The organism is Dietzia maris (assembly GCF_014144855.1).
GTDB lineage: Bacteria > Actinomycetota > Actinomycetes > Mycobacteriales > Mycobacteriaceae > Dietzia > Dietzia kunjamensis.
This window is the reverse complement of record NZ_JAALDN010000219.1, coordinates 1-2,080: the sequence shown is the minus strand read 5'-3', so window position 1 is coordinate 2,080 and position 2,080 is coordinate 1. Positions and strand designations below refer to the sequence as shown.

Sequence of the window (2,080 nt, the reverse complement as noted above, 5' to 3'; positions counted from 1 at the left end):
GACGGCGGCGCCGAGGCGCCTGGTCCGGACTCCGGAACCACGGGTCTGGGGCATCGGGCACAGCCTCTCGTCGCAGGGGCGGGCCTGTGCGACCCGCGCACGCTGAGCGTACTACTGCGGTGCCGCCCGCCCGTAGCGCCGGCTGTCCGGCCGGACCCGATCCGCCGCCGGACCCGATCCGCCGCCGGACCCGGCCTACTGCAGCGCGGAGGTGAGACGTGCGACGTTGTCGACGTACCGCCCCGGCCACGGGCGGCTCATCCACGTCTCGATGCCCAACGTGGTGCAGTCCTCGAGGTAGGAGTCCACCACGTCGTTGAGCTCCGCGACCGCCTCGCCGCCCAGGACCAGCAGACTGATCTCGAAGTTGAGGTTGAACGAGCGCTGGTCCATGTTGCTCGAGCCCACGATCCCGGCGTAGTCGTCGATCAGCACCGTCTTGGTGTGCAGGACCGCCGGGGAGCGGAAGCGGTGGATCACCACCCCGGCCTCGAGCAGCGCGCGGTAGTAGGACCGCTGGGCGTGGTGGACGAGGAACTGGTCGGCGTGTTCGGGGACGAACAACTCCACCCCCACCCCGCGGAACGACGCCGACGTGATGGCGTGCAGGAGAGCGTCGTCCGGCACGAAGTACGGGCTGACGATCCGCACCCGCTTCCGTGCCTGGCCGATGAGCTGGGTGAACATCCGCAGCCCGGGCTGCGTCCTGTACCCCGGGCCGGACGGGACCAGCTGGAACGCGCTCACCGGGTCGCCCGCCGTGGGATCCCCGCCCTTGCGTCCGGGCGCCAGTGGTGCGCCCTGCGCCACGTCCTCCAGCGTGCCGATCACCTCGCCGGACTCGGAATACCAGTCCACGGCGAACACGCTGTCCATCGCCTGGACGATCTCCCCGCGGACCTCCATCATCAGATCGACCCACTCGCGGCCGAGCCGGGCGTTGCGTGAACTGCCGTAGTGGCGCTCGATGAGGTTCTGCGACCCGATGAACCCGTGCACCCCGTCCACGATGAGCATCTTGCGGTGATTGCGTAGGTCCGGCCGCCTGAACCGGCCGCGGAACGGGTTCACCGGCAGCATCAGGTGGAACTCCACCGGGGTCCGCCGCAGCCGCTTCCGGAGCTTCGTGAACCCCCGGTAGCGCAGTGACCCGAGGTGGTCGACCAGCACCCGGACCACGACCCCCCGATCGGCGGCCTCGACCGCGGCGGTGAAGAACTCGTCGGTCTCGGAGTCCCACGACTGCGCGTAGAACTCGATGTGCACGTGGTCCCGGGCGGCACGGACCGCCTCGGTCATCGCCGCCAACGACCGCGTGTAGTCCGGATGCAGGCCGATGAAGTCCCCGGACATGGCGGGGATCGCGGTGAGGGTCCGGTTCATCTCCAGGATGGTCCGCACCCCGGGCCCCACGCGCACTCCGTCGGGAACGGTGGGCCGCTTCTCGAGCGCCCTGGCATAGAGATGGTTCGCCTCGGCCTGGATGAGGTGCCGTCGCCCGGTGATGTAGGGATTGCCCAGCAGGAGGAACAACGGCACCCCCACCACCGGGATGAAGAGGATGGCGAGCAGCCACGCCTGCGACGACGACGGCTGCCGGTTCTCGGGGACCATCCCCAGCGCGAGGATCTTGATGACGTACTCGGTGATGAGCAGGCCCGAGGTGACCCCTGCCGGGAAGGACAGGTCGAGACCTACCACTGTGGGGTTCACTTCGTCTGTCGGGTCAGGACAGTCCCGAGGGCGAGGGCACGGGGGTCGATCACCGTTCCGCCCCGCATCGTCCACCGCACCACGCCCGCCAGGGCACGCTGGGCGTACACCGAGTCCGCAGAGCCCAGCTCACGGGTCCCGGGCAGGACGACGAACGCGTCGTCGTCGGCGACCGCGGCGAGGTCCGCGCGCAGGCCGACCCGGATCTCACCGCGGTCCCGCAGGCCCACGACCCCGGCGGTGCGCGTGGCCATCCACCCGGCGACATCAGCGAGATCGAATCCCCGGCGACGGGCCTCGGTCCACACGACCGACAGCCCGAGGCGGGCCGAGGCCACGGCGTCGATCGTGCCGTCGCGCAACGCCT

Annotated in this window: 1 protein-coding gene and 1 pseudogene; both read right to left on the bottom strand. The window is 70.3% G+C overall.

All coding sequences use genetic code 11. The annotated features are described in order from the left end of the window. Window positions 1-195: 195 nt before the first annotated feature. Window positions 196-1,713, bottom strand: coding sequence for a phospholipase D-like domain-containing protein (locus G6024_RS07660; protein ID WP_159148401.1), 1,518 nt, complete (start codon window positions 1,711-1,713; stop codon window positions 196-198). After that, window positions 1,710-2,080, bottom strand: a pseudogene (locus G6024_RS07655) (amidohydrolase family protein); the annotation flags it as partial. The pseudogene G6024_RS07655 and the gene G6024_RS07660, both read right to left, overlap by 4 nt.